Source organism: Nostoc sp., assembly GCF_036917815.1.
In the GTDB taxonomy this organism is placed as follows: Bacteria; Cyanobacteriota; Cyanobacteriia; order Cyanobacteriales; family Nostocaceae; genus Nostoc.
This window is the reverse complement of sequence record NZ_JBALEK010000091.1, coordinates 1-24,136: the sequence shown is the minus strand read 5'-3', so window position 1 is coordinate 24,136 and position 24,136 is coordinate 1. Positions and strand designations below refer to the sequence as shown.

Genomic DNA, 24,136 nt, shown 5'->3' with positions numbered 1-24,136 from the left:
TCTAGAATTTTTACTTCTAATCCGTCACCTACCAAATTATGTAAATTTTGGGGAGTGGGGAATCTGACTTTTGTCGGTATCTGGAAAACCTCTCTTCTATTTCTCTCTCCTTTTAGGAGAGAGACTTTGAATTTTCCGCCTTACCATCGGGGGAAGGGGGTTAGGTTTTTCGTGGGACTTTCTAGAGGACGTGAAAAGTCAGGCGGGGAATGGGGAATTTTCTACTTCCTACTCCCCTCTATTGCTTCGGTAATCCACTGTTTGAGTATCGTTGTAACTTCATCAATGACAATTTCTTGCGATTTACGAGTTGCTCTTTCTACAACTTCAACTTTGCCATTAGCGATCGCCCGCCCAGTTACAATTCTATAAGGTATGCCTATCAAGTCAGCATCTTTAAATTTCACTCCCGCCCGTTCGTCGCGGTCATCTAGTAGGGTTTCAATTCCCGCTTGATTGAGTTCTGTGTAAAGTTTTTGAGCGATTTCGACTTGTTGAGCATCCTTTATGTTAGGAATTGTGACGATCGCCTGGTAGGGTGCGATCGCAACTGGCCAAATAATCCCATCTTTATCGTAAGATTGCTCTACGGCAGCTTGTGCCAATCGTGACACACCTACACCAAAACAACCCATAAATAGCGGCTTTTCTTCACCCTGTTCATTGGTATAAGTTGCACCCATCGCTTGGGAGTATTTAGTGCCTAATTGGAAGATGTGACCTGCTTCTATTCCACGGGCGCTGAAGAGAGTTTGTTCTGGGTTATGGATGGCGCGATCGCCAGGTTTTGCCTTACGTATATCTACTATGCTAATTGGTAACTTAAATTGCTCACCCCAATTAGCCCCAACTACGTGATAACCAGCTTCATTCGCGCCTGTAACAAAGTTTTTTAAATCAACGGCTGTTTGATCGACCAAGCGCAAAAACTTGGGATGAATCTGTTTATTGGCGGTAATATACTCATCTGCGATGTCTGGCGCAATGTAGCCTAAAGGTAGAGATTTGGCTGTCCATGCTTGTTGGGCTTCTACATTTGGTACATTCAAACTAATAATAGTTTTAGCACCGTATTCACGAGCTAGTTTGGTCAATTCGTTTTGCAACTTGACTTCATTAACTTCTTGATCGCCTCGGATACTCACCAGAACCAACACCGTTATCCCATTATCATAAACTGTCTGATAAAGTACATTTTTCACCAATTGAGTGGGAGAAGAGTTGAGGAGTTGACAGACTTTTTCGATAGTTTCTGTTCCAGGTGTATCGCGTTTCTCATAGCTTGTAAACCGTGAGGTTTCGGCGTCAATTGGTAAAGAAACAGCCTTTTCTACGTTAGCGGCGTATTTACCATCTTCAGTGTAGAGAACTTCGTCTTCACCAGCTTCGGCCAAAATCATAAATTCTGTGGAACCAGAACCACCAATTGCACCAGAATCGGCTTCCACTGCCCGAAAAGCTAAACCAGAACGCCTCAAGATATTGCTGTAGGCTTTATACATATCCTGGTAAGTTTCTTTGAGGCTGGCTTCATCGGCATGGAACGAGTAGCCGTCCTTCATGATAAATTCCCGTCCGCGCATTAAACCAAAGCGGGGACGAATTTCATCACGAAATTTGGTTTGAATTTGGTAGAGATGTAATGGTAGCTGGCGATAAGAGCGAATCATATCACGAGCGATCGCTGTGATTACTTCTTCATGAGTTGGACCTAATCCTAATTGTTGCTCACGGCGGTCAATTAGGGAAAACATAATCCCTTCAGCTTTAGTATAAGTGTCCCAGCGTCCCGATTCCTTCCATAAATCAGCAGGTTGTAATTGTGGTAAAAGACATTCTTGTGCGCCTGTAGCGTTCATTTCTTCCCGCACAATCTGGGAAACTTTTTGCAATACCCGCCACATCAAAGGTAAATAAGCATAAATACCGCTACCGATGCGACGAATGTAGCCTGCACGGAGTAATAATTTATGGCTAGGAATCTCAGCATCAGCCGGATCATCCCGCAGTGTAACAAATAACATTTGTGAAAGTCGCATCGTTTAATCCCTTTCCAGAATCTCTAATTTGTTTATAAACCAATACGGTTCAGTTAAGGTCTACTGGCAACAATTTTGGGTTTTCGAGACGCGATAAATCGCCGTCTCTACAAGTGTTTTGTTGCTCATTCTGAACTGGATTGTGATATAATCTTTGCACCTATTTAATCTAGGTCTAGGTTATGAGTCCTTTGACATTAAAACTAGACACCGTTCACCTGAGTGACGAACAATTTTATCACTTATGTCAAAATAACCGCGAATTGAAATTTGAACGCACTGCCAAGGGAGAATTAATCATCATGTCCCCCGTTGGAGGTGAAAGCGGCAATCGAGAAGCAGATTTAATTATTGATCTGGGAATCTGGAATCGGCAAACTGGCCTCGGTTACACTTTCAGTTCTTCTACTATATTCAAATTACCCAATGGTGCTGACCGTTCCCCAGATGCCGCTTGGATTCAAGGAGAACGTTGGCAAGCACTTACGCCTGAACAAAGACGCAAATTTCCCCCCATTGCACCAGATTTTGTCATTGAATTAAGGTCAGCAACAGATGATTTAGAAATATTGCGTTCCAAAATGCAGGAATATATAGATGCAGGGGTGCAATTGGCATGGTTAATTAACCCCCAACAGCAGCAAGTGGAAATTTATCGTCAAAAACAAGATTTGGAAGTGCGAAATCTACCCACACAATTATCGGGTGAAAATGTATTGCCAGGATTTCGCTTGAGTCTTTCTTGTTATTAAGATTTGCAAGTGCCGGTAAACTCCACTATCTGCCCATACTTTCCATCGCATCAGAAAATACTCTATAAGTCTGCGTAGATGCACTTCATCTGTCTATGCAGGTTTTGTCTGTGTAGGTGCGACTTCAGTCGCCAAAGCATCTTACAGCCGTTAAGATAACTTACAGCAGTTTTCATGTATTTAGACCACAATTATGAGACCTAACCCCCAGCCCCTTCCCTACAAAGGAAGGGGAGAAAATCAAAGCCTCTCTCCGCACTTCGTGCCGCTACGCGAACGTAGGAGAGAGGAATGGAAGTGAGGTCTATTTGTGGTTCATTTACCTGAAAATCGCTGTTAAAGAAATAACCACCGGGCGATTGGAAGTCGCGGCATCTTTAGGAGAAACTACCTTGGCAAATGTAATTTATCAAGCACAGGCACCCTTAGAATTTATTCCTCCGGCATTTAACCCCTTATTACTAAGAGTTGTGCATCTGTTGCTACCCAGTTGGATAAACTGGCAAACACCTATTACCCAAATTGAAGCAGACAACGTAGAGGTGCTGGTGGATCTCTATCGCCAGTTTCAGGAGGGTAAGATCCGTTTTCTGCTGGCATTTCGCCATCCGAAAACAGACGATCCGTTTTGTTTGACCTACTTGCTGTCTCAACTTGTACCAAAGGTAGCGCGATCGCAAGGTACAGCGCTACAACTTCCCATTCACGCTCATTTTATCTACGATCGCGGCATTCCTCTATGGGCGGGTGACTACGTTGGCTGGATTGCTTCTCATTTAGGTGGTACTCCGATTCAGCGCGGTAAAGCTGACTGGACGGGGTTACGTTCGGCGCGTGACTTGTTCGCCAATGGTAAATTCCCGATGGCGGCTGCACCAGAAGGTGCTACCAATGGTTTATCGGAGAATATTAGCCCCCTAGAACCCGGTATTGCCCAATTAGGCTTTTGGTGTGCTGAAGATTTGCACAAAGCTGGAAGCGACCAACAGGTTCTAATTATACCAGTTGGGATTAAATATAGTTACGTTGATGCTCCTTGGGGTGCGATCGCTAATCTTTTAAGTGAATTGGAAGCGGCTAGTGGTTTACCAGTGCATCCACCAGAAAATGCTTCTATAGAGTCGCTTTATCCCCGATTGTTGACTTTGGCAGAACATTTACTTTTGCTAATGGAAGAATTTTACACCCGGTTTTATCATCAAAAACTGGCAGATGCGAAGATTGTCAATGGGCAAATTCCAGATAGGAATGAAGCGTTAGCAGTGCGTTTACAAGCTTTGTTGAATGCAGCGCTGTTAATATCAGAACAGTATTTTGATTTACAGTCCAAAGGTAGTTTAAGTGACCGTTGTCGGCGAGTAGAACAAGCAGGTTGGAATTATATATTTAGAGAAGAATTTAAGGATGTAAAAGGAGTATCTGCTGTTGAAAGAGCTTTAGGCGATCGCGTTGCCGAAGAAGCGAATGCGCGGATGTGGCACATGCGTTTAGTAGAAAGTTTTGTGGCAGTTTCGGGTAATTATATTCGAGAAAATCCCACAGCAGAAAGATTTGCTGAGACGACTTTAATTTTATGGAAAATGATTGCTAAAATCAAAGGCGATAAAGGTTTACACCGTCCACAATTGGGTAAGCAAAAAGTCAAAATTACTGTGGGTGAACCTATATCTATTTCTGAACATTACCCTGCGTATAAGGAAAATCGTTTGGCTGCTAGACAAGCTGTTGCTGATGTGACAAATAATTTACAGCACGCGTTGGAAAGATTGATTTGAGTATTATAGTAAAGTAAGCGACTGAGGATTAAAAACTAAAGAAGATAAGTAAAAGGCTCATAAGCGACAAATAAGTAGGTCGGCGTAAATAATTATCGTTGGGATAAGGCAGGGAGCAGGGGGCAGGGAGCAGGGGGAAAAAGAGTTTGAGCCTTGTTTACTTTTCTTCACACAGTTTGGTTTTATTGTGCCCACTTACTTAACTCAAGCAAATTCATGCTTAAAATAGTTAATTAAATGGTGATAATCATGCAACAGATTACTATCGATGCAGCATCACAACACTTACACGAATTAATCGAAGCAGCAATTAATGGCGAAGAAATTATCATCACCAAAGATGAGCAACCAGTAATTAAGCTGACTCCGGTGATCTCAGAGAAAAAACGCTCTCCTCTATTTGGTAGTGCCAAAGGTTTGATTACTATAACAGATAACTTTGATGAGCCATTAGAAGAGTTTCAGGATTATATGTAATGCAGGTGTTATTAGATACTCACACTTTGATTTGGTTTTTTCAAGGATATGCGCGTTTTAGCGACAATATGAGACTATTAATTGAAGACCAGAATAATGAAAAACTAATCAGCATTGTTAGTGTGTGGGAAATGTCAATAAAGCAGAGCATTGGTAAACTAAGTTTTAGTTTACCAATTAAGACTTTTATCGAGCAACAGCTAGCATTAGATGACTTTAATTTACTCAATATCAATCTCGAACATATTGATGTAATTACTACCCTACCATTACAACATCGTGACCCATTTGATAGAATCTTGATTGCTCAAGCGATGGTAGAGAAAATACCAATTATTAGTGCAGATACAGCATTTGATGCTTATTCAATTACGCGATTTTGGTGAAAATACTATCAATAGATTATGAATAATATTACTATATCTAATCTTGATGATGATATTAAATCTCGTTTAAAAAAACGAGCCGAAAAACATGGTCGTTCTCTCGAAGAAGAAGCCAAAGGAATTCTTTGTATGGCTCTAATACAAAATCACGAACAGCCCTTAAACTTAGCTAATATGATTGAGCAGCGTTTTGCGAATTTGGGAGACTTTGAATTACCAGAAATTCCTAGAGAACCTATTCGCACCGTATCAACATTTGAAGAATGATTATTCTTGATACAAACGTATTGTCAGAATTAATGAAGCCTAAAAAGTCTGAACTAGTTCGGAGTTGGGCTGCTCAACAATCGTTAATGAGTCTGTTTACCACAACAATCACTCAATCGGAAAATAATTAAAAATTTCGCAGTTGCAGAGGTTAATTATGGAAACTACAACTAAAAGACAAGAGTTGTTAAAAGCAATTAATCAAAGACTAGAAAAAGCTTATGAAGACACTTTAGAAGATGTTCTAGAACTTTTAGATATTAGGAAAGCAGAAGACGAAGAAGATATTAAAGCCTTTGAAGAAGCTGAGAATGAACCTACTATTACTTGGGAACAGTATAAACAAGAATTAGAATCGTGATTTATCAAATATAAATTTCTAACAGGGCTGCAAAACAATTAAAAAAATTATCTGCTGATATTCGAGATAGAGTTTTTTAGAACTGGCTGAAAATCCCCGTCCTAGCGGCGTTGTCAAGCTAGAAACTACCGACAATAAATATCGTATTCGTGTTAGCAATTATCGGATTTTGTACGAAATCCTAGATGATGTGCTGATAGTTAAAGTTGTCAGAGTAGGGCATCGAAGAGATGTTTATCGAGATGAGTAGATTGTGAAATTCATAGTAAGTCGTCAATCTGCTTTTGCAGCGATTTTGAAATACGTCGGGTGCTATGAAATACTCATACTTTGATTTAATTGTGTCAAGAATACGCACCTAATACATCACCCAGGAAATACTTTAGATAAATCTAGAACTAAATCAGGAAAATATGGCAGATTAACTGATTCATTTGGCAGAAAAATTAACTTGCGGCGATAACCGAATTTACCTTGTAAATCTTTATAAGGTTCGCTGTAAGATTCTAGGTAGTTATCTACTAAATTAAATATCCAATAGTCGGAAATACCAGCTTCTGCATAGACAGATAACTTTACATCTTGGTCATATTTCAAAGTGGAATTAGAAATTTCAATTACCAGCAATACATCAGATGGGCTAGGATGAGCTTCTAAATAGTCATCAGGACGATTTCGTACAATGACTAGATCGGGTTCTGGTTCGCTGTCATCAGGTATAATAATTGGTTCTTGTCCTCGAAGAATCGCCTCTTCTAAAACCAGCTTGAATAATTCCCGATATAAGCGGGTGCTGCAAACAGAATGTGGTGTACCTTTTGCTGCCATCTGGATTATTTCACCCTTAATTAGCTCAACTGGGTCATTCTCCTCAAAGAAGCCGAGTTCAGCTAGACGGTGATATTCAGCTACAGTAAAGCGTTTAGCAGTGGTAAGGCTCATAACAGCTACGAGAATGCAGAGTTATTTTTATCTTAATATAGCTGTAGCTGATTAAACTTCTGGAATGGGAGATTGTGAGGTGTCGAGGTCTTCTTTATCTTCTTCTATAGCTAGTTCTATACTTACACCCTTCCAAGGAAAATCAAAATATTCTTCCTGAACCGTTTTTAATTCCTTTATTGACTCTTGGAAAAATAATTTAATAGCAGATAACTGGTCTTTTTCAGATAAAAAGTCTTGTAGGCTTTTTTGATAAAAAATAGCTGACCATGCTGGCAAAATTGTTAAATTAACAGGAGTCCATATATTCGGTTTATCGTTAATTACTTTCTGCATGGATTTAATAATTTTTGGTCGTTCTATAAAACCAGGAGAAACCTCTAAGCATATACCTAGATATGGATATTCGGCTAAATTGTCTGGATTTAAATTAAAATATCCAAGGCCACACCAAAAATTATCACCTGAAAACTTAGTATAGATAATATATCTACTGCGCCATCTCCATTGAGTCATACTTGCTGCACCTTTGATAACACCTCCAAAAGCTAGCTTGAATTTGTCTTGTACTTCTTCATTGAGAGTTGATTCCATCAGATTGAGGGTTTTGTTAAAATTGACCATTGTCAATAAGTCAACGGATGAAAATTGATTAGTGTGAGACATTCCATTTTTCCTCATAAAAATTAGTATTTCTTGAGCTAAGATATCAGACGCACGTTCTTTCAATAAGCTATAAAACTGATACCATCTCAGTTGGAAGAAGTTTATCTTGGGTGATAACTCAAGGCAATATTCTTTGATTGCTGGTTTTGGATCATCTTCTTTGAGTTTATCTTTTGGGTCATAATCACGGGTGATGTAAATTAAAATTCGATGTCTAACGTTTGGTAAATTACTCAAAATATCAGCATATTTTCTTAAAGCATTATTTCCATCCTTAGCGCCAATTTTTGATTCAATAAATATTACATCTGTATTTAAACCAGTTGAAAGTTCAACCGCAATATCAAGTCTGCTATCATCTGGATGGCTTTCAAGTCCTTTGTGTTCTTGCTGGGTTGAAATCTTGATGCTGGAATAATTATCATCACTAATGATTGAGTGATGTTTTAGCCAACCAAGTAAAATATCATTATTTAAAGACAAAAAATAAGCAACTATCTCAGTAAAAAAATCTTCACGCGGTTTGATTGCAGAATGTAGATTGAGTAAATTGGTAAACAAAGACATTGATTTTTAGGTATTTAAGGTAATTCTAAAAAAGTTATACACAATAACTAGGGGGCGCATCTCGCTTTTGCAAATATACCGGGCGATTAGAAATCCTGGCTACACAAACAAAGTCCACCTCCGTGGACTAAGAAAAAATCAACAGTTTTTAACCTGCGGAGGCAGGTTTTGTCTGTGTAGCTGTGACTTCTAGCTAGTAATAAATTAGACTTTTCAAACTAACGTTGCAGCAGTTATAACTTAGCCGATCGCAGTTTGACAAGGGTGCTATACAGATGATACTTACAAAAAATAGGGGTAAAATTTTTACCCCTACAAACTTGCGTATTATTTTAAGAATAGCTAGAGAAGATTATTACTCTGTTAAGTGACTTTCTAGCAAAGATGCGATCGCTTCAGGGTGAATATTCTTGTATTTCTTTTTACCAAGCTGTAAAACACAGTTGGGAGCGCTGCTACAGCATTTTTGGCAACTGGTATGTTCTATGGTAACTTTGTCTAACAAACCGCGATCGCACAAAGTTTTTTCTAATTCTGATAATAACCCTTTACCACCACGTTTCAGGCAACCGCCCTTTTGACATACCATAATCCTCGGTTTGGGTTGAGGTGGTAAATCTTGATTTAGACAAGTATTAATTGGTGTCACCCGATAGGCTTTAATTTTAATTTTACTTGTGCGCGAGTCTACCTTACTATGACCACAAACGCGAATTTGCTGACCAGGAATTAAGGATGAACTTAGTAAACGGCGCAACTCTTTAGGCAGTTTAATTTCCACATTTCCAGATGGAACTGCCAATTGCAAGTATTTATATTTTCCTGGTTCACCACCAACAAAACCTAGTAACTGTCCCTCAAGGTTCAATTCTGATAAAGTCAAATACTTGTCACCCATGATTGATAATAAGTGGGAAGTGGGGAGTGGGAAGTGGGGAGTGGGGAGTGGGGAGTGGGGAGTGGGGAGTAGGGAATTGGGTATTGGGTATTGGGTATTGGGTATTGGGTATTGAGAATTGCGAATTGGGTATTGATTATTCCCCTTGTCTCCCTTCTCCCCCTCATTTCCCTCACTCCATACTCCCCATTTTTTTAAGCGAGGCGTTTAGCTTCTACCGTTTGAGGTAAATTTGCTGCATCTGGCAAATCACGAAATTCCAATTCCCAACCATTTGCTAGGGTGAGAATCTTGCCATCAGTTCCATCGGTTTGTTTGACGACTTCTTCTTCTAGGTCTTTTTTAGCAACGTAGACTACTAAAGTACCGGCATCATTCATGCGTAGCATTACTTTCATGAGATTCCTCAACAGATTCTAGTTCTTTTTTCATACAACCGACGACGAACCCTGTTTCTAAGAAATGCACAGCATATATATAGGAAGTCTGCAAATATGTTCCTATACTCGCTATGTAGCCGATATCTCCCTTGTTTACCAAAACTTGGCCGACTTCCTTACCAGGAAAAGTACCATCGTTTTTGAGGAGTTTCCGAACTCTTACTTTTTCACCAATTTCAAAAGCAGGTGGCAAGTTTAGTTCTAATTCATCGCGTTGCATGAGAGTACCTCTGTTCTCTGACCAAATTTAATAGTTCTTCTGTCGTCAAACTGCGTTTTTTCTGTACCGATTGATGGCGCACTGCATCTAAAACAGATTGGGTTTCTTGGGAGTTCAAGAAAATTCCATGCTGTTCTAGCAAGTTAGCAACTAAATGCCGTCCAGAATGTTTTCCTACTACTAAACGCCGTTCCCAACCCACTTCTTCGGGTGCAAATGGTTCGTAGGTAATGGGGTTTTGCAATACTCCGTGTGCATGGATGCCGGATTCGTGAGCAAAGGTATTTTCGCCAACGATCGCTTTCCAGGGTGGTACACTAGCTCCTGATGCGGCTGCAACTAGTTGAGACAGTTCTAGCAAACTGGGAGTGTCGATGCCCAAATCAACGCCGTAGATGCGTTTGATTGCCATAACAACTTCTTCTAAAGCTGCATTTCCCGCCCTTTCACCCAATCCGTTGACTGTGGTATTCACTGATGAGGCTCCGGCTTTGATACCTGCAAGGGCGTTGGCAGTTGCCAGACCAAAATCATTATGCGTGTGGATTTCTAGGGGAATCGTCAACGCTGAAACCAGCCTTTGGACTTTGGTGTAGGTGGTGAAGGGGTCGAGAACTCCTACAGTGTCGCAGAAACGGAAGCGAGATGCACCCCACTCTTGGGCATAAAGTGCTACATCTAAGAGGAAGTTTTCATCAGCTCTAGAAGAATCTTCTCCGCCGACTGCTACCCAAAGACCTTGATCGAGGGCGAAGTTGATGGAGTCTTTGAGTTTTTGTAAACTTACTCGCCACTGACCATGAAATTTAGTGGCAATGTGGATACCAGAGACGGGAATGGCAATATGCACCCGGTTCAAACCGCAAGCGATGGAAGCTTTAATATCTGAGATGACGGCGCGGTTCCAGCCCAGGAGTTTTGCTTGTAAACCCAAGTCAGAAATTGCGGCGATCGCACGGGTTTCTTCGTCACCCATTGCCGGTATACCCACTTCTAATTCCGGGATACCAATGGCATCGAGAAATTTAGCGATCGCAACCTTTTCTTCTAGGGTAAATGCAACACCTGCTGCTTGTTCACCATCACGTAGTGTAGTGTCATTAATTATGATTTGATTCATTGCAAATATCCCTCTCTTGGAAGTATTCTTAATATCCTTTCTCTCTACAATCCCCAGCGATGGCAAATGCTAAAAATATCACAATTCATAATGTAGGATACATGATCCTTTATTATTGACCGATTAATAGCATCACATCTGTATGGCAGGGAACTAAAACAAAGTATAATTTACTAATCGTTTTTACCGATGTCAGTGGAAATCTCTTCGAGTAGTAACGAACTAATATAACTATTAGCAAATCCTGAACAAAGTAATACACAGAATCCAGCAATTAAGGATGTAATCATCTTCGTAACCTCATATTTTCTAGTGCATTTGGGTGTAATTTAAACCTCATCCATTTTGAAACCTGGAGTAGTGCGGTCCGAAAAGCCCGCTACTATCGGCAGGGAGCAAGACTTCGGCGTGAGCGCTCAGTCGAACGCTGCTCCCACTACTTTTAAAACTATGGTTCTCAAAATAGGTGTAATTTCGGCAGGTAATGGTACTCAAAGTTAAAGGTTAAAAATCAGCTAACTGTGTTCTGCTAGCCAATCAAAAATCTTTCCTAGCTGCTCCAAGTCAACTAAACCATACTGCCAGAGGAGCATCGGTAACGGGCCATTTTCTAATTCACGGTGTCGCAGAGCTACAGCAATATCAGCATTTGAAAGTTCAAGTTCGTTTTGCAAAAAATTGAGGAGTTTTATATCTCTGTTCCGAGTCGCCATAATTGATTGAACTTTCAATTTCTTAATTTGGGAAAATAATTAAAAATCAGAAATCCCAATTTTTATTTGAGAATTTCGCCTTTTTAATTGTTGCTATATGTCAGGGAAATTTCAGATTTAGCAGATTCAATAAAATCTAAAACCTATTTGTTCCATCTCAGTCTGCAACAAATTCTGCTAGCAGACAGTAGCTTCAAACTCTAAACCTATTTGAGCTTTGTGCATCTATGAACAAAAAGGATGAAATGCAGTGATTTCGTCATGAATTCAAGATTAATGTTGTCTTGAACAGACGCGATTAATCGCGTCTCTACCGATCGCTGTAATGCCAGCAACGCTCTAGCCACTCTAATAATTCGTGACGAGAAGCAAGAAGTTGCATAACTGTACTACGAATTAGAATTACTTCGAGTAAATTATTCACTTGCACTCGTAAAGAACCATCGGGGGGACAGTAGCTCTTAATTTTCAACTCTTGCAATCTGTGATAGATTCGCCAGCGATCGCTCAAAGGAATCTGCAAAACGTGATTTGTCATTTGTCCTTTGTCCTTTGTCAGTTGTCCTTTGTCTTTTGTCAGTTGTCATTTGTCCTTTGCTAATGACTAATGACTCTTAACGCCTAAAGTTTGCAGTTGTTTTTCAAGTTGCTCAATGCGTGAGAGCAAAGAACGAATCACGGTTGCTTCCATATCAGGTAGCTTTCCATGTTCTAAAGGAGAAAGGCTGGCGCTTTCGTTCCGAGAAATGATTCGGCCGGGAACTCCTACAACAGTGCGATCGCTAGGGACATTCTGCAAGACAACGGAACCTGCGCCAATACGGACGCGATCGCCAATTTGCAGATTACCCAAAACTTTCGCACCCGCCCCAATCACGGCATTTTTACCCACTGTGGGATGACGCTTACCAGTTTCTTTACCAGTTCCGCCAAGGGTAACGCCCTGATAAATCAGTGTATAGTCGCCCACGATCGCAGTTTCGCCAATGACAACTCCCATTCCGTGGTCGATAAACACGCCCTGACCAATCTCTGCGCCTGGGTGAATTTCAATACCTGTCAAAAATCGCCCCAAGTGAGAAATTAAGCGGGGGATAAAACTCACACCTCGACAATGTAACCAGTGAGCAAGACGATGCAAACAGAGTGCGTGCAATCCTGGATAGCAAAATACTACCTCTAGCCAATTACGTGCTGCGGGGTCGCGCTCAAAAATAATGCGAAAATCACTCAATAATGGCTCAAAAAAACCGCCAGAGAGGAAATTTTTCAGCATAGATGTATGGGCAAAATCCTGCGTTTTGGTTGTCTGGCCATCGCTAATACTGTCTAAAGACTGTTGCATCGGTAATGTCTATCTGGTAAAAGAGCCATCTGCTATTTTTATGCTTATATCAGATGACATCCAACTCGATATGAAATCCAATGCTGATTGGATTTATTGGATTGATTAAGGTTGTACTCAAACGCCAAAACCCCGACTCAAGATAAACTTAAAATTTGTCTTGGGTTAGGGGCGCTAGTATTTAATGATGGGGGTACTAGTATTTTTGGGGCAGGGTTTAAGAATTTCTGTACTCGCTACAAGAAACTTTACCCGTAAGCCTTTGCAAACATTTCATCAAGATATTTTGCAATATATTAAGCTGTACTCAGATACACTCAAACATGAGTTAGATGAGACTAGAAATCAATATTCTGTATCTCCTATTACTATTATTATCCTATTATTTGGTTAGGCGAAAGACAGGTTTCTTTATTTTCTCTTATGGTTTGCTGTCTGTATGTATCTATACGTTTCAAAATATAGTTATCGCTCATAGTGAATATCTTATTATATAGATGTGTTGAAGAAAAGCATTGCAATGAGTGTAAATATACCCGCTTGCAAAGTTGGGGGTAATGTCATGTCCGGTTGATCAAGCTGAATATAAAAATGTTCGTAGTAAGGACTTTAGTCCTGGCTTTGGGGACTGAAGTCCCCACTACAAACTGTTTATTATGGGTGATTTGGCGGACATCATTAGGACTTACGCAAAAGTACACGCTGTAGGGGCAATTCATGAATTGCCCCTACGGGAGAATAAGGGGTTCGGCTATTGTTTGCGTAAGTCCTGATCATATAAAAACTAACTTTGAATACTTTTGGTATTTTTTCAATTGTTCTAAATAAGCAGCAACCTCTATCATAATGCTGTTACATCTTTGTTAAGAATAGTTACAGCTTCTTAACACAAGGACATATTTACTATGCCAGTTGGACTTAATAAGAATGCACAACATCAGGTTGTAATCGTTGGTGGTGGCTTTGGTGGACTGTATGCAGCAAAGGGTCTGAATGCAGCGAATGTAAATGTTACTCTCATTGATAAACGTAACTTTCACCTATTTCAGCCGCTTTTATATCAAGTTGCCACAGGTACCCTATCACCTTCTGATATTTCTGCACCATTGCGATCTGTATTTAGCAAAAGCAAGAATACAAAGGTGTTGTTGGGAGAAGTAAATGAGATTGATCCAAAAGCCCAACAAGTTATTTTGGGTGATGAAGTAGTACCTTATGATACATTAATTGTTGCCACAGGTGCGAACCATTCCTATTTTGGTAAGGATCACTGGGAAGAAGTGGCTCCTGGTTTGAAGACTGTGGAAGATGCCATAGAAATGCGTCGTCGGATATTTGGCGCATTTGAAGCAGCAGAAAAAGAAACCGATCCGGAAAAACGCCGTGCTTGGTTGAGTTTTGTGATTGTCGGGGGTGGCCCGACTGGTGTAGAATTAGCAGGTGCGATCGCAGAGTTGGCATACAAAACTCTCAAAGAAGATTTCCGCAGCATCGACACTTCAGAAACGAGAATTTTACTATTACAAGGGGGACCTCGCATCCTCCCACACATGGTGCCAGAGTTATCGGCATCAGCAGCAGTATCTTTGCAAACGTTGGGTGTAGAACTCCACACTCACACCAGGGTGACAAATATTGAAGGTGATATCGTTACTTTCAAGCAAGGCAATGAATTTACAGAAATTGCCTCAAAAACTATCTTGTGGGCAGCAGGTGTCCAAGGTTCCCCAATGGGGAAAGTCTTAGCAGAAACTACAGGTGTAGAGCGCGATTACTCTGGGCGGGTAATTGTAGAACCTGACTTGTCTATCGAGGGTTATGACAACATTTTCGTAATTGGAGATTTAGCCAACTTCTCCCATCAAGATGCTAAACCTTTACCTGGTGTTGCACCCGTAGCTAAACAACAAGGAGAGTATGTAGGTAAACTAATTCAACGACGGCTTCAAGGTAAGACTTTGCCACAATTTCATTACAACGATGTGGGTAGTTTGGCGATGATTGGGCAAAATTTAGCTGTTGTAGATTTAAGCTTAATCAAACTCACAGGTTTCATTGCTTGGGCATTTTGGCTACTAGTTCACATCTACTTCTTAATCGAGTTTGACACTAAATTACTAGTAGTAATTCAGTGGGCGTGGAATTATATCACTCGTAATCGTCGCTCTAGATTGATTACAGGTCGGGAAGCTTTTGTAGAAACAAAAACTGTTAACAATAGCGTGCAACAGCCTTCTGCCACACCTCTGTAACTTCAGGTCACAGAGGCTATGGGAGTAATGAGTGCTATGTGGTGGCAAATCTTGGGCGGAGATTAGCTATTCCAGGAAAAGAATATGGGGATGAGATACCGCCCTAAGAGGATGTTTTAAAAGTCCTCTGGTTGGTAGCAAAACGTTTTAGATCCCCCTAAATCCACGCCGCTCATAGGGGAAACCCCCTTGGCGTTAGCCTCTCCCTTTGGGAGAAGACCGCAGTGGCTCCCCGATAAATTGGGGGACTTTGATTCCGGTTCCCCCCTTGGGGGGTTAGGGGGGATCAACAAGTGGCTACAATTACCGACAACCACTTTTAAAACATCCTCTAAGCAATTTTGGCAATTTGGCATTTCATGACTTCGAGTTGCAGTTTAAATGGAGATATCAACACAACGGGACAGCAAAGAAGTTGTACGGGGGATAAGGTAAAACTTTCCGCTTCTGGTGTCCCAGCTATGCCAGTTGTCAAATGAGTGCTGTAGAATATCTCTACATAATTGATACAGCGCTCAACAGAGTTCAGTTCCCGCTCTGCAACTGGCTAGATATCAACAAAACTAAATATAGCCGAGATAGCAAAACCCTTGTCATATCAAGTTCGGCAAATTACTTATGATATGTCATTGTGAATGCAATACGGTTCGGTTAAGCAAGAGACGCGATAAATCGCCGTCTCTACAAAGGACTGATTATTGTAAAGACGGCGATTTATCGCGTCTCTAGAATCTAGGGCGTCTCATCAAAAAACCTTATCCGAACTTGTATTAACTCTGATTATTCTTCTCTTGCTGAATTCTTCGATTTTCGAGACTCATTAACGGAGTTCAAAGGTGGATTCATCCAGTTCAAAGACTCGTTAACGGAGTTCAGAGGTGGATAAACAGAATAGGGGCGTACATTTGTCATTGGTGTCAACTTAACGTGAAAGTCAGTCTATAAACCGCTTTTAGAGATTGTCTCGTTCCCAGCCTCTGGCTGGGAACGAGGTTTTAAAAGGGTTTTGGCTTAAGTTGACACCAATGTACATTTGTACACCTCTACAGCCAATTTATTTATAGCGCTTCTGTGTTGAGTTCAATAGAGACCTAACCCCCAACCCCTTCCCTACTAGGGAAGGGGAGTAAGATTCAAAGCCTCTCTCCTTTTAGGAGAGAGGAATGGAAGTGAGGTCCAAGTGTATTGCTTCCATTCGAGAAGTCCTATATTGCAAAGATTTTTGAAAATGATATGAGACTGCCGATGAGTATTAAATTATCAAGAGACGGGAGTTTGAGCAGATTTGCCTCTACCAATAGCTTTAAAACGTTCGCCCAACTGTTCAGCGACAGTTTTTAAGCCTGGAGTCTTTTTTGATGCAGTCTTGACGTAATCATAAACAGTCAAACTGCTAGTCATAGCTTCACTACCGACAGCCATTAGGGTATCATCTACCTGTTCGGTGAGTTGCTGCATTGAAGTTAAAAGTTCGCTGAGTGCTGCGGCTAATTGATAATCTCGAACAAGTTCTTCAACCTCAAAAGTGGCTGGAAGAATTTCGCGGTTAGACTGAGCAGCAGTGACGCTATTGTTCACAAAAGCTAGGCTTTTACCGCCCATTTTTACCAGCTTACGCCGTTCTTCAGTACTGAGAGTAATCAGAAAGGGCATCTTTTTTTGGACAGTCTGTAGCGCGGCTTTAATTTCTTGGATATCTTGTGGCGAAAGGGTAGCTGCAATATTTTGATAGGCCATTATATATTTACCTTGGGAGTTCTAATGATGAAGTAGCAATAGTTGCTAAGTATATGATTCCCATTGGTAGATGCGATCGCACATCATAACCTATTTATTTATCTGTTTTAGCGCCGATGCGGAGGGATACTGCCCAGATGCAATCAAAGCTTGTCGTTCTATAATGCGATCGTCACTGTTAAAATCTAGGATACGTGCGGTAACTTCACCGATATCTGTTTGATGCTGAATTACAGCCTCATCTAGTCGAAAATGCTCACCCCAAAAGTCTCTGCGTGGGTTAAAAAACCGTACAAGTTCGCCAGTTTGCCAATTAATTGACCCTAAATCCGTGCCTTTTTGCAGGTTACAGAAGATACAGGCATAACAGAGATTATCTGCTGTTGTAGCGCCGCCGTGTTTGACACTGATTATATGGTCAACTTGACAACCCGATGATCTATCTACTTCAGAAACGAGACAATACTCGCAAATATGATCAGCGCGATCGGCAACTAAACGCCGCAATTCTGCATTAATATATGGACGAGACATTTTAAATACTTACTCCGCGCTGATGTATTGACGAGCTTTTACTTTTGCTAGTAGCATAATATGCTCTAGCGTGAGGAAATGATCTAACTCTCGCTCGTCACTTCCGGTAAGACCTTCAGTTTTTGCGCGGTAAACGAGATCCTCTAAACGGTCTTTGGCTGCATCCGAGAGTTTGAAATCGATAACGCTTTGGGGAGTAGTGCCAGCAGCAATAAACTCTATAATTTCGTCGTAGACTTTGGTAATATTTACAGATGTAGTCATGAGATTACCTATTTTTATTTAATTTTACTAATTTACAACGCCACTTTTATAATGAAAATAACCTGCTACTAAATCTGAAAAAGTATGGTTAACACCTATGATGAAATCTTCGATGCTGCATTGTCATTACCTCCAGGGTTAAGAGCAATACTTGCTGAACATTTGTTTAAAAGTCTGGATGCTGAAAATCAACTAGAAATTGATGCTCTGTGGACGGAGGAAGCAGAGAAAAGATTTCAAGCCGTTGAACAAGGTGAAGTTACTCTAATTTCTGGTGAACAGGTGTTGCGAGAACTGCGTTCCAGGAGAAAGTAATGGCTTATGATTTTCATCCTGATGCCAAGCTGTTGCTTACTATGACAATATTAGCCGCGAGATGGGGGACGCATTTCTTGCCGAAGTTGAACGCGCTATCAGTCGTATTGAACAGTTTTCAGAAGCATGGACTCAATTATCAAAGAATACAAGACGCTGCCGCGTAGCTAGTTTTCCTTATGGAATAATTTATGCCATCAGAGAGCAGCAAATTTTAATAGTTGCAGTCATGCACCTTCAGCGTCAACCAAATTACTGGACTAATAGAATCTAAACCTCATCTATGTTGAAACCTAGAGTTTTTTAAAAGATATATTTATGTAGGTTGGGTGGAGTGAAACGCAACCCAACATTACCACCAAATTTTATGTTGGGTTACGCTATCGCTGCACCCAACCTACAAAACTAACTAAAAAATCAGCAACCAGTTGTAGGCGTTCTGAAGATAATACATCTAGATATTGGTTGATTTGCTGACGAACTTCTGTGTTGTTCATAAGTTTTAGCCCATCTTTTATTCTTAACTTTGAGAATCTTGCTTGCTTTGATTTGCTTGCTCAATGCGTTGCCTAATTGCTTCTTCTGCAATGCGAATATTTTCTTCTATTGGTGTACCGTCTTCAGCTACCATTGGCCCGTACCATGTTGCTTCCGAATCAGGAGTGCGGCGGCCATACAAAACACGCAAAGGCTCTATATCTTCCCGATGTGCAAGTGCGTAAGCTATTAGTTCTTTGTTAGTCATTGCTTCAAAATTCGGTCGCATTTAAAAACCTCCAGTTTCCATTAGCGGGTACAATGATTTGGAGTTCTTCATTGACAAAAATAAATACAACTCCGGTTTGGTCATCAAAGCGAAATAGCTCAATACTCCGATAGGTGTTAGACAACATCTGACAGACACGTAGACAGGCTATAGGACTCATATTTGATTATTGAAATATACGTAGGGTGCGTTACGCCAAAGGCTAACGCACCACCTTCAACTTTTGGGTGCGTTAGGCTACGCCATAACACACCCTACATACTACTTAGATTTTTTCAGAAATCAAATCATATTCCTAATATAGCTTGTGCGTATGTTGGGTAAATCGTCTGTTCCTCAATTGTGACATAGATAATAGTAAGCCTTTCTTTTGCGGTTTCTGCTGTGAATAGTAAATTTTCTTGGGCATAGCCTCTGTTTACATTTTCACTCCCCTGATTTACCACTACTCTTTTTGCTTATCTATGCAACTTCCAAAGACTTTCCTAACGTTTTAGGCTCCGGTAGAGTTTCACCGTCAGCCAAAGATGATTCAATCAGCATTTCTAAAACTTCTTGAGCATTTTTAAGAGCGTCTTCGTAAGTCTCTCCGTGAGTGTGGCAAAATTCTCCCCATTCAGGAAGACTGACAACAAAACACTCATCTTCATGAGACCATTGAATAATTATTGTGTAGTGAGAATTCATTCTTTTTCTTCTTCTTGAGTATTTTTAATTTCTTCTAACCTTTGAAGTGCATTATTAACGTCTTTCTCTTGGTAAGCTTTAGCATCATTTTCGTCTTTACCTGATATAGTAACTCTCCCAGGTAGGAGAAGATGATACCAATTAGTGTGGCTACCTTTACCAGGACGGTAGGTAAACCCTGCTTGCAACAATAAGCTTTTGAGTTCTCTAATTTTCTTGGGCATATACTCAGCTTACATTTACCCTTCCAACTGCTTTAACTTCTTCTGAGCAAATTCCCGCACTTGCTCATCTGGGTCGTTCTCTGCGCGATCGCGCAACAGTGTTAAAGTCTGGGGATGCTGAGGAAATTGCTTGATAATTATCTCCAGTGCAATGTACCGAGGATTGGGGTTATAGCTTTTATGGCTACCCTCAAAGGGTTCATTAACAGCGCACTGCTGGTATATGTCAAACAACTCAAGCTGATATTTAAAGTGTTTAGCTAATTCTTGGACTGCTGCACGTCGCACATCGTTGTTATCATCCTGGGTAGCACGTTCTTTGAGAATGGATTTGGTATTGGGGTCATCTTTAAAGTTCTTCGCTAATTCTTGGACTGCTGAACATCGCACAAAGTTGTCATCATCCTGGGTAGCACGTTCTTTGAGAATGGATTTGGTATTGGGGTCATCTTTAAAGTTCTTCGCTAATTCTTCGACTGCTGCACGTCGCACATCCCAGTAATTATCCTGGGTAGCACGTTTTTTGAGAATGGATTTGGTATTGGGGTCATCTTTGAAGTTCTTTGCTAATTCTTCGACTGCTGCACGTCGCACATCCCAGTAATTATCCTGGGTAGCACGTTTTTTGAGAATGGATTTGGTGTCTGGGTCATCTTTGAAGTTCTTCGCTAATTCTTCGACTGCTGCACGTCGCACATCCCAGTAATTATCCTGGGTAGCGCGTTCTTTGAGAATGGATTTGGTGTCTGGGTCATCTTTGAAGTTCTTCGCTAATTCTTCGACTGCTGCACGTCGCACATCCCAGTAATTATCCTGGGTAGCGCGTTCTTTGAGAATGGATTTGGTGTCTGGGTCATCTTTGAAGTTCTTCGCTAATTCTTCGACTGCTGCACGTCGCACATAGTTGTCATCGTTCTGGGTAGCACGTTCTTTAAGAATGGATTTGGTGTCGGGGTCATCCTTGAAGTTCTTCACTAATTCTTGGATTGCTGCACGTCGCACATCTTCGTGATCATCCTTGGTAATGCGTTCTTTGAGAATTGATTTGGTGTCGGGATCATCTTTAAAGTTCTTCGCTAATTCTTCGACTGCTGCACGTCGCACATCTTCGTGATCATCCTTGGTAATGCGTTCTTTGAGAATTAATTTGGTGTCGGGATCATCTTTAAAGTTCTTCGCTAATTCTTGGATTGCTGCACGTCGCACATCTTCGTGACTATCCTGGGTAGTGCGTTCTTTGAGGATTGATTTGGTGTCTGGGTCATCTTTGAAGTTCTTCGCTAATTCTTCGACTGCGACACCTCGTACATAGTAGTCATCATCTTGGGTAACGCGTTCTTTGAGAATTGATTTGGTGTCTGGGTCATCTTTGAAGTTCTTCGCTAATTCTTCGACTGCTGCACCTCGTACATAGTAGTCATCATCTTGGGTAACGCGTTCTTTAAGGATTGATTTGGTATCGGGGTCATCTTTGAAGTTCTTCGCTAATTCTTCGACTGCTGCACGTCGCACGTAGTTGTCATCATCCTGGGTAGCGCGTTCTTTGAGAATTGATTTAGTGTCGGGGTCATCTTTAAAGTTCTTCGCTAATTCTTGGAATGCTGCACGTCGCACGTAGTTGTTATCATCCTGGGTAGCGCGTTCTTTGAGGATTGATTTGGTATCGTGGTCATCTTTGAAGTTCTTCGCTAATTCTTGAAATGCTGCACGTCGCACATCTTCGTAATCATCCTGGATAGTGCGTTCTTTGAGCCAGGTTTTGAGGTCGAGAGATTCTTGCCAGGTCATTGCAATTGCTGTGACTGCTTGAGTGCGAATTTCCTGAACTAGCTTAGTTTCTTCTTCATCGTGATAGAGGACGTAATAGTACCAGAGATCATATTTAGTTAAGTCTTTGAGCTTATTAAGTAATTTATTAGCCGTTAACGCGATCGCCGAGCGATTTCTCACCTCTACAATACACTTAGCCGCTAAAAAGAGATTGACAAACTTTTCCTCTTCTCCATCTTGCGCCATTAAATAATCAAGAATCTCACCAACAAATCTTGGCTCAATCATTCCCGCAATTAGCAGCAAAACTTCATGCCAACTTTCATCTTGCCAGTGTTTGCCAAAAACTTCATTCTTAAGTTCCTCAATAGTCAGCGTTTGCGTTTCTTTAAACTGCCAGACAAACTCCCAAGCACAGAAATATTCTAAAAATGTCCGATGCACAAAAGCATAATAATCCGCACCCAGGAAACATAACATAAAGTTGCGAGTCCGCAATTGATTAATTATCACCCGCGCCACTTCTCTGGGTTTATCAAATTCTATGGTTTTGAGATAATCAGTCAACATTTTAACTAAATCATTTTCATTAATCAAATTACCTGCCAAACCTTTCTCACCAGTTTGCATAAGATAAGCAACCTGACGCAGCATCGCTTGCTTATCTTTATAATCAATAGTCTTGGGATCTAACCTCTTATCTTCTGTCAAAGCGCGTTCCACATCCCATTGATGCAGCAACACCCGCGATGCTTGATCGTAAAGTGTAGCTCTATCTCTTGGTAGCTCTTGATTACGATTAAGAATTGCCATCATCGTCAACAGCAGAGGATTTCCCGCCAATTCTGCAATAGATTTGGAAGCTTCAATGCCTCTTTGTAGCCGTTCCCGTTTTCTCACCTTATCTACTGCATCGGTAAAAGTTAACTCATGCCAACGGTAGATAAAATCCTGAATTTGTTCTGAGTCTAAATCTTGTAATATAAAGTGGCTAAACTCAGCATTAAGCAATCGTTGCGGTTTATAGCCAATAATCCGAGATGTGACAATTACCTGCACATCAGGATAGTCATTAGTAAAGCGATGAATATCAGTAATTACATCCTCTCGCTTACCAGGGTCAAATACCTCATCCAAACCATCAAACATCACTAAGGCATTACCAGCTTTTAATTTTTTATCTAGTTCAAGCTGATTGAGATGATGAACAGCACCACTACATTGATGAAAAAATTCTAGAAAATTATTGCACTCTTTATCTTCCCGTCGCCGCATATAAGTGCGTAATTCAATTAGCAACGGAATTGGTAATGAGATCACATTATCCAGTGGTGACTCAGCCCAATTCAAAGCCAGAAATTGCAACAATGTAGACTTACCTGAACCAGGATCGCCCAAAATCACAAGATATTTATAATCTTGCTTTTTATTGACAACATCTAAAACTGAACGGATCGGCTGTTCAAAATAAACCCGTTTGTGGCGTTCTAATTCTTCTAATTCTACTTCTGCTTCTATTTGGTCACTTTCTCGCAGCCGTCTAAGATGTTCTTTAGGCAGTTCGTGAACTTGTGGTAAAACTTGATGAGTTTCCCGGACATTTTGAGCAGTAAAAATTTGCCATAATTTCAGTTCGTTATAGGCATAGCCGCTAGTATCTAAGCTATCTAACTTAAGATTGCCATAACGCTCGCGGATTCCTTCTTGATATTTAACTAAATTAAAATCTACAATAACACCAGCAATTTCTTTGGTATTTATTTCAATATCAGATAACTTTTGTAATTCTAGGATATGGTGTAATTCTTTTGAATCTAAAAGAAGTTCTTGGACTTGTGTTAAATACTGTTCTGTAAGTGATTGCCAGTTAAACTTAGATGGCAGAGGTTTTAATTGCAGCCTGTTCCAACTATCTTCTAGGATTTTAGCGTCTAGAGATTCACAATTAATATCAAAAGCCTGACCAAGAATTTCTGTAACCAACTTATCGCTGATAAATTTCTGGATGTCTGTGGTGTACTCTTTAATCTCAGCTTCAGCCAGTTTGCAACGAACCTTTAACTGCTGCTGCATGAGTTGCAAAAATTCCTTTAAGGCTTTACCAGCAGCAATTTCTATGTCTTCCTTCTTAAGTTTCTTTAAAATCTTGCCAGGGATGCCTTTTAATAAATCTTTAGCCCAATCTTTAGCAGCATCTTTGGCTAAGTCTTCCAGAATGGGTTTAAAAATCAACCCGGCGGCCTGAGTTACACCCCAAATAGCTAACAAGTCTGGCATAATACTCGCTTCTGTTGAGAGTTTGATTACGAGTATATCCACTAGCTGGAGTAATGTTTCCAGATTTCAGGGTGATTGCAGAAATATTACAGGTATTTAAAGAACCTCTCTCTAAATCTCTCTCCTAAAAGGAGAGAGATTTTGAATTTTCCCCCTTTCTGCGTCGGGAAGAGCGTTAGAGGTTGTTTTAAAAGTAGTTAGGTGTGATTTTAGGCACTCATTGATCCCCCCTAACCCCCCTTTTTAAGGCAGGGCTGTTTCATTCCCTAAAATAGGTAAAATAGCAAGTATTGAGGGGATAAAAGATCATGGGTGGGAATCTGATTGAGCAATTGCGGCAAG

Annotated in this window: 28 protein-coding genes and 1 pseudogene; 11 read left to right on the top strand and 18 right to left on the bottom strand. The window is 40.6% G+C overall.

Going from position 1 to position 24,136, the window contains the following annotated elements; genetic code table 11:
* Nucleotides 1-221: 221 nt before the first annotated feature.
* On the bottom strand, nucleotides 222-2,039 hold the full coding sequence (locus V7K97_RS28015; RefSeq protein ID WP_334804237.1) for a proline--tRNA ligase: 1,818 nt from the start codon (nucleotides 2,037-2,039) through the stop codon (nucleotides 222-224).
* A gap of 182 nt (nucleotides 2,040-2,221) precedes the next feature.
* On the opposite strand from V7K97_RS28015, the gene V7K97_RS28010 reads away from it, so the two are divergent.
* The 8 genes and pseudogenes from V7K97_RS28010 to V7K97_RS27975 all read left to right on the top strand — a co-directional run bounded on the left by V7K97_RS28010 (nucleotide 2,222) and on the right by V7K97_RS27975 (nucleotide 6,307).
* The gene (locus V7K97_RS28010; RefSeq protein ID WP_334804236.1) at nucleotides 2,222-2,791 is read left to right on the top strand and encodes a Uma2 family endonuclease; all 570 of its coding nucleotides are present in this window, start codon (nucleotides 2,222-2,224) and stop codon (nucleotides 2,789-2,791) included.
* A gap of 392 nt (nucleotides 2,792-3,183) precedes the next feature.
* Nucleotides 3,184-4,566: a 1-acyl-sn-glycerol-3-phosphate acyltransferase gene (locus tag V7K97_RS28005; RefSeq protein WP_334804266.1), complete on the top strand. Its 1,383-nt coding sequence runs from the start codon at nucleotides 3,184-3,186 to the stop codon at nucleotides 4,564-4,566.
* A 249-nt stretch (nucleotides 4,567-4,815) separates the two neighbouring features.
* The gene (locus tag V7K97_RS28000) at nucleotides 4,816-5,043 is read left to right on the top strand and encodes a type II toxin-antitoxin system Phd/YefM family antitoxin (protein ID WP_334804235.1); all 228 of its coding nucleotides are present in this window, start codon (nucleotides 4,816-4,818) and stop codon (nucleotides 5,041-5,043) included.
* Nucleotides 5,043-5,429, top strand: a complete 387-nt coding sequence (locus V7K97_RS27995; protein WP_334804234.1) for a type II toxin-antitoxin system VapC family toxin — start codon at nucleotides 5,043-5,045, stop codon at nucleotides 5,427-5,429. The genes V7K97_RS28000 and V7K97_RS27995 overlap by 1 nt, the downstream gene beginning before the upstream one ends.
* Nucleotides 5,430-5,447: 18 nt before the next feature.
* The gene (locus V7K97_RS27990; RefSeq protein WP_334804233.1) at nucleotides 5,448-5,696 is read left to right on the top strand and encodes a FitA-like ribbon-helix-helix domain-containing protein; all 249 of its coding nucleotides are present in this window, start codon (nucleotides 5,448-5,450) and stop codon (nucleotides 5,694-5,696) included.
* Nucleotides 5,693-5,818 (top strand): annotated as a pseudogene (locus tag V7K97_RS27985) (VapC toxin family PIN domain ribonuclease); the annotation flags it as partial. The gene V7K97_RS27990 and the pseudogene V7K97_RS27985, both read left to right, overlap by 4 nt.
* A 35-nt stretch (nucleotides 5,819-5,853) precedes the next feature.
* Entirely contained in the window at nucleotides 5,854-6,057 is a 204-nt protein-coding gene (locus V7K97_RS27980) for a hypothetical protein (protein WP_334804232.1), read from the top strand.
* An 82-nt stretch (nucleotides 6,058-6,139) separates the two neighbouring features.
* Nucleotides 6,140-6,307 carry a type II toxin-antitoxin system RelE family toxin gene (locus V7K97_RS27975; protein ID WP_442936834.1) on the top strand — a complete coding sequence of 56 codons (168 nt, stop codon included), beginning with the start codon at nucleotides 6,140-6,142 and terminating at the stop codon, nucleotides 6,305-6,307.
* A gap of 116 nt (nucleotides 6,308-6,423) precedes the next feature.
* Here V7K97_RS27975 and V7K97_RS27970 read toward each other — a convergent pair whose 3' ends face one another.
* The 9 genes from V7K97_RS27970 to cysE all read right to left on the bottom strand — a co-directional run bounded on the left by V7K97_RS27970 (nucleotide 6,424) and on the right by cysE (nucleotide 12,968).
* Entirely contained in the window at nucleotides 6,424-6,999 is a 576-nt protein-coding gene (locus V7K97_RS27970) for a Uma2 family endonuclease (RefSeq protein ID WP_334804231.1), read from the bottom strand.
* 51 nt (nucleotides 7,000-7,050) lie between these two features.
* Nucleotides 7,051-8,232: a PD-(D/E)XK nuclease family protein gene (locus tag V7K97_RS27965; protein WP_334804230.1), complete on the bottom strand. Its 1,182-nt coding sequence runs from the start codon at nucleotides 8,230-8,232 to the stop codon at nucleotides 7,051-7,053.
* Between the two features lie 355 nt (nucleotides 8,233-8,587).
* Nucleotides 8,588-9,130, bottom strand: coding sequence for a (2Fe-2S) ferredoxin domain-containing protein (locus V7K97_RS27960; RefSeq protein WP_334804229.1), 543 nt, complete (start codon nucleotides 9,128-9,130; stop codon nucleotides 8,588-8,590).
* A gap of 194 nt (nucleotides 9,131-9,324) precedes the next feature.
* Nucleotides 9,325-9,528 (bottom strand): putative nitrogen fixation protein NifT, encoded by a 204-nt coding sequence (gene nifT, locus V7K97_RS27955; protein ID WP_104909027.1) that lies wholly within the window; start codon nucleotides 9,526-9,528, stop codon nucleotides 9,325-9,327.
* The gene (locus tag V7K97_RS27950; RefSeq protein ID WP_094327372.1) at nucleotides 9,503-9,790 is read right to left on the bottom strand and encodes a nitrogen fixation protein NifZ; all 288 of its coding nucleotides are present in this window, start codon (nucleotides 9,788-9,790) and stop codon (nucleotides 9,503-9,505) included. Before V7K97_RS27950 ends, nifT begins: the two co-directional genes overlap by 26 nt.
* The gene (gene nifV / locus V7K97_RS27945) at nucleotides 9,777-10,910 is read right to left on the bottom strand and encodes a homocitrate synthase (protein ID WP_334804228.1); all 1,134 of its coding nucleotides are present in this window, start codon (nucleotides 10,908-10,910) and stop codon (nucleotides 9,777-9,779) included. Before nifV ends, V7K97_RS27950 begins: the two co-directional genes overlap by 14 nt.
* 515 nt (nucleotides 10,911-11,425) lie before the next feature.
* Nucleotides 11,426-11,623 carry a DUF2949 domain-containing protein gene (locus tag V7K97_RS27940; protein WP_094340663.1) on the bottom strand — a complete coding sequence of 66 codons (198 nt, stop codon included), beginning with the start codon at nucleotides 11,621-11,623 and terminating at the stop codon, nucleotides 11,426-11,428.
* A gap of 310 nt (nucleotides 11,624-11,933) precedes the next feature.
* Nucleotides 11,934-12,161, bottom strand: coding sequence for an Asr1405/Asl0597 family protein (locus V7K97_RS27935; protein ID WP_334804227.1), 228 nt, complete (start codon nucleotides 12,159-12,161; stop codon nucleotides 11,934-11,936).
* 66 nt (nucleotides 12,162-12,227) lie between these two features.
* Entirely contained in the window at nucleotides 12,228-12,968 is a 741-nt protein-coding gene (gene cysE / locus V7K97_RS27930) for a serine O-acetyltransferase (RefSeq protein WP_334804226.1), read from the bottom strand.
* A 905-nt stretch (nucleotides 12,969-13,873) separates the two neighbouring features.
* Here cysE and V7K97_RS27925 point away from each other — a divergent pair.
* Nucleotides 13,874-15,220, top strand: a complete 1,347-nt coding sequence (locus tag V7K97_RS27925; RefSeq protein WP_334804225.1) for an NAD(P)/FAD-dependent oxidoreductase — start codon at nucleotides 13,874-13,876, stop codon at nucleotides 15,218-15,220.
* 1,260 nt (nucleotides 15,221-16,480) lie between these two features.
* Here V7K97_RS27925 and V7K97_RS27920 read toward each other — a convergent pair.
* From V7K97_RS27920 to V7K97_RS27910, 3 genes are all read right to left on the bottom strand, one after another.
* Nucleotides 16,481-16,957, bottom strand: coding sequence for a hypothetical protein (locus V7K97_RS27920; RefSeq protein WP_334804224.1), 477 nt, complete (start codon nucleotides 16,955-16,957; stop codon nucleotides 16,481-16,483).
* A 90-nt stretch (nucleotides 16,958-17,047) separates the two neighbouring features.
* On the bottom strand, nucleotides 17,048-17,491 hold the full coding sequence (locus V7K97_RS27915; protein WP_334804223.1) for an HNH endonuclease: 444 nt from the start codon (nucleotides 17,489-17,491) through the stop codon (nucleotides 17,048-17,050).
* Nucleotides 17,492-17,500: 9 nt separating this feature from the next.
* Entirely contained in the window at nucleotides 17,501-17,755 is a 255-nt protein-coding gene (locus V7K97_RS27910; RefSeq protein ID WP_334804222.1) for a hypothetical protein, read from the bottom strand.
* An 84-nt stretch (nucleotides 17,756-17,839) separates the two neighbouring features.
* On the opposite strand from V7K97_RS27910, the gene V7K97_RS27905 reads away from it, so the two are divergent.
* Together V7K97_RS27905 and V7K97_RS27900 are read left to right on the top strand one after the other, a co-directional pair.
* A complete protein-coding gene (locus V7K97_RS27905; protein ID WP_334804221.1) occupies nucleotides 17,840-18,070 on the top strand; it encodes an addiction module protein in 231 nt (76 codons plus the stop codon).
* A gap of 61 nt (nucleotides 18,071-18,131) precedes the next feature.
* Nucleotides 18,132-18,344, top strand: coding sequence for a type II toxin-antitoxin system RelE/ParE family toxin (locus tag V7K97_RS27900; RefSeq protein ID WP_334804220.1), 213 nt, complete (start codon nucleotides 18,132-18,134; stop codon nucleotides 18,342-18,344).
* A 246-nt stretch (nucleotides 18,345-18,590) separates the two neighbouring features.
* On the opposite strand, the gene V7K97_RS27895 is transcribed toward V7K97_RS27900, so the two are convergent.
* The 5 genes from V7K97_RS27895 to V7K97_RS27875 form a co-directional block, all read right to left on the bottom strand.
* Nucleotides 18,591-18,836, bottom strand: coding sequence for a DUF6887 family protein (locus tag V7K97_RS27895; protein ID WP_334804219.1), 246 nt, complete (start codon nucleotides 18,834-18,836; stop codon nucleotides 18,591-18,593).
* The gene (locus V7K97_RS27890; RefSeq protein WP_334804218.1) at nucleotides 18,820-18,996 is read right to left on the bottom strand and encodes a DUF6888 family protein; all 177 of its coding nucleotides are present in this window, start codon (nucleotides 18,994-18,996) and stop codon (nucleotides 18,820-18,822) included. The genes V7K97_RS27895 and V7K97_RS27890 overlap by 17 nt, the downstream gene beginning before the upstream one ends.
* A 302-nt stretch (nucleotides 18,997-19,298) precedes the next feature.
* Complete coding sequence (locus V7K97_RS27885; RefSeq protein ID WP_334804217.1) at nucleotides 19,299-19,523, bottom strand: type II toxin-antitoxin system HicB family antitoxin; 225 nt, start codon at nucleotides 19,521-19,523, stop codon at nucleotides 19,299-19,301.
* Nucleotides 19,520-19,747: a type II toxin-antitoxin system HicA family toxin gene (locus tag V7K97_RS27880; protein WP_334804216.1), complete on the bottom strand. Its 228-nt coding sequence runs from the start codon at nucleotides 19,745-19,747 to the stop codon at nucleotides 19,520-19,522. Before V7K97_RS27880 ends, V7K97_RS27885 begins: the two co-directional genes overlap by 4 nt.
* Nucleotides 19,748-19,762: 15 nt before the next feature.
* Nucleotides 19,763-23,794, bottom strand: a complete 4,032-nt coding sequence (locus V7K97_RS27875) for a HEAT repeat domain-containing protein (protein WP_334804265.1) — start codon at nucleotides 23,792-23,794, stop codon at nucleotides 19,763-19,765.
* Between the last annotated feature and the right edge of the window lie 342 nt (nucleotides 23,795-24,136).